Origin of the sequence: uncultured Clostridium sp. (assembly GCF_934754915.1) — a bacterium.
GTDB lineage: Bacteria > Bacillota > Clostridia > Clostridiales > Clostridiaceae > Clostridium.
The window spans coordinates 1-2175 of record NZ_CAKVKB010000304.1; the positions used below are offsets into that span (position 1 = coordinate 1).

Here is a 2175-nt window from a genome sequence, read left to right on the forward strand (position 1 = left end):
GCAATAAAATGATACTATATAATTAAAAGCTTAGAATTTAGGGAGGAAAAAATGGGGGATCTGACTATAACTGAGTTTAAACAAATATTATTAAAGAATGAATGTGCATTTATTTGTGGAAATGGATTTAGTATTAATTTTGATAGTTATTTTTCTAATGTTTATGATAGATTATATGATTCATGTAAAGTATTATTTCATAATGGAGAATATTCAATATCATCAAATAAAAAATTTACTTCTAAATGTAGAACTAATTATAATTCTGTTAAAGAGCATTTGAGAAGTATTTCTAAAGATAAATTTTATAAAATATTTGATGATGGAGTCAAATTTGCTGAATCAATAATGCTCAATGATAATCTTATTGAAAAATTAGAAACTGCAAAATTTAAGGATAATAATCCAATAATACATAATTTGATTTTTGATAAAAATGAATTGGTGTTAGTAAAATCTATTTATGAAGTTGGAACAAGTAAGGGAAGCAAATATATTAATATAGAATATTGGCCCATACTTATATATATGTATTTTGTAATAAAATATTTAGAATTAGACTTTTATAAGTTACCAGAACAAAATATGTTTATTAAAATGATAGAATTAGGAGATAAAAGTGATATTGAATTAACTCCGGATAAGTATATTTATGAAAAAACTCTTTTTAATGGATTTGAAATATTATATAGAATGTTATTCTCTATAACTATCTTTTCAGATGGAAAAGCTATTGAATTTGAAATGCTTGATAAGATTAAAAATTTAGATATTGATAAGCTAAGAAGTTTTTTAGAAAAATTCAAAGTCATATTTACATTAAATTATGATAGATTAATTGAACAGATAATATCAACAAAGGTGTATCATTTACATGGTAGCTATAATATTTGTGATAAAGAAGAATATGTTTATTATCAAAGCTTGGGAATAAAATATAAAGGAAAGCATATTAGCTTTTCAGATATATTAATAGGAGACTATTTCATAAATAAAAGCATGTTTATGTCGGTGCGTAATTTAACTAGAGGAAAAGGAAAAAACAAAAAAACTTTAGATGAAAGTGAAATATTAAATGATAAGATATTAGAACATAAGCTTAATACAATAATATTGTTTGGATTAGATTTAAATAATGATGAGTATATGATGAGAAGTTTAATATTAGCTTTGGAAAGTTCAAAATGTGAGAAACCTAATATAATTTATTGTTATTTTAGGGACAATGAAAAAGATGAATTTAAACCTAGATATGATAAGTTAAATAAATTTAGTGAAGCAATAACTAAATATGGAGAAAAAATAAATATAAATTATATAAAAACTACAGATATATTAGAAGAGTATTTTTATAAAAATATATAGGTAATATAATGATTAACAAAGAAATAATGCAAGCATTTGATGAACTAAAATTACCTGCATTTTATATATCAAAAGGTAATTTTAAAGAGCCATGTGTAATATTCAACTACATAGAAACTCCATCATCATTTGCAGATAATAAAGAGGATACAACATCATATGATTGTATTTTGCAACCCTAAAGTGTAACAAAGTGCAAAGAAAAACTGTAACACCCTAGAGAGTAAATTAGTTAGTTGTTGAATCTTTCATAAGGGAATGTTCAAATCTCCAGCTTTCCCGATCAAAAACAATCAGGTGACTATGGTGTACCAGACGATCAATTAACGCTGCTGTTAATTGATCATCATAGAAAATCCCATTCCATTTACTAAATTCTATATTAGTTGTAATAATTAAGCTGCGCTTTTCGTAGCAGTCTGCAATTACTTGAAATAATAATTGTGAACCTTCAGAATCAAAAGGTAGATATCCCCATTCATCACAGATTAGTAAGTCAATACTGCTTAATTTTTTTAGTAATTTTAAAAGTGAGCCATTTGCTTTTGCATCAGTAAGTTCATTTACAAGAGAAGCTGTCTTATAAAAGCGAACTTTTTTCCCTTGCATACATGCTTCAACACCAATAGCAGTAGCCATATGGCTCTTTCCAGCCCCATTTCTTCCATACAATATTAGATTTTCTTTATTTTTCATAAATTCAAGGGTTTTAATACCATCTATACTTATAGTATTAGGAATTATAATTTTATTAAAATCATAGTTTTCAAAAGTTTTTATATTATCAAAACCGGCTTGCTTCAAATGAAG

General features: G+C 25.0%; 3 protein-coding genes. 2 read left to right on the forward strand and 1 reads right to left on the reverse strand.

Annotation, left to right across the window (positions count from 1 at the left end):
- The first annotated feature begins 51 nt into the window (after positions 1 to 51).
- Entirely contained in the window at positions 52 to 1365 is a 1314-nt protein-coding gene (locus Q0F58_RS19120) for a hypothetical protein (protein WP_294379625.1), read from the forward strand.
- 8 nt (positions 1366 to 1373) lie between these two features.
- A complete protein-coding gene (locus Q0F58_RS19125) occupies positions 1374 to 1547 on the forward strand; it encodes a hypothetical protein (protein WP_294379627.1) in 174 nt (57 codons plus the stop codon).
- Between the two features lie 46 nt (positions 1548 to 1593).
- Here Q0F58_RS19125 and istB read toward each other — a convergent pair.
- A partial coding sequence (gene istB / locus Q0F58_RS19130; RefSeq protein ID WP_367118226.1) for an IS21-like element helper ATPase IstB occupies positions 1594 to 2175 on the reverse strand: 582 nt, incomplete at its 5' end.